Consider the following 1,091-nt stretch of genomic DNA (forward strand, 5'->3'; position numbering starts at 1 on the left):
AAACAACTTCATCATTATACCTTCGCGGAAGCTGTCGATAATGAACTGTTAACTCCTTACAAGATTGTGGTCTTGGGTATTAATGAAACCTATATCACACCAGCCATACAGGAGATTATTGCCAATGAAAACCGTGAAATTGATTTAGATGATGCGGCAAAAATTATTGGCTGTTATAGAGCACTTACCAAAATAGATAAGCAAGCGGCTGTTGATGATGATGATACAGAGCCCATGCAATGTGCTTTAGCTTTTTGCAAAGATATCAATACCTCTCAATATATAACAAAGCTCTTTAATAAAATTATCAAATCTCATATTGATGATTTCCTTCAAACCGTTCCCTTTCTAAACTGTGAAGTAAGACATATTGACGGAACGCAAAGCGTCAAAAAACGCAATGAGGAATTGGATTGGCTTAAAGAAGATGCGGGGCAAAACGTTTGTCGGATCTTAAGCAATGTTCGGTGTCTTTCAGAAGGGATTGATGTCCCTGCTCTTGATGCCATCATGTTTTTACACCCGCGCAATAGCCAAGTGGATGTGATACAGGCAGTAGGGCGTGTGATGCGTCGTGCTCCAAATAAAAAAACGGGCTATATCATTTTACCCATTATCATTCCTTCACACTTAGAAGCCAAAAAGGCTTTAAAAAACAATAAGAGATACCGTGTTGTTTGGCAAGTTTTGCATGCTTTACATTCTCATGACGAAAGGCTTGCTCGGACAATTAATCAGATGTCTTTAGGACAAGATAGCAGCCATACGATTGAGATTATAGAGATTAAGCGTGCCAATGAATTAAAAGAGCTTACCACAACGGTTGATGAGATCTCGATACCATCCAAAACAGAAAGTTCTGGACGTGTCATTGGAACATCAGAAAGCAAATCTCAATCGGTATCTGGAGGACAAGGAGACTTATTCCCCCGTTCTGAATTTTTTGATTTTGTCAAAGCCATTTTTCTGGATAGTTTTAAAATCACGGATTATTGGGGCATTTGGGCGAACAATGTTGCTGAGATTGCTCAAAACCATATCAATCATCTTAAAGATATGATTTCCGATGAAAAGAGTGAAGCCTTTCACGC

The 1,091-nt window shown here is 38.9% G+C and carries 1 protein-coding gene; it reads left to right on the forward strand.

Annotated elements, in window-relative coordinates:
* On the forward strand, positions 1 to 1,091 hold a 1,091-nt coding region (locus ACFIN0_RS09755; RefSeq protein WP_375702455.1), incomplete at both ends, for a helicase-related protein.

This window comes from Bartonella sp. AA89HNZF, assembly GCF_042196905.1.
Taxonomy (GTDB): Bacteria; Pseudomonadota; Alphaproteobacteria; order Rhizobiales; family Rhizobiaceae; genus Bartonella.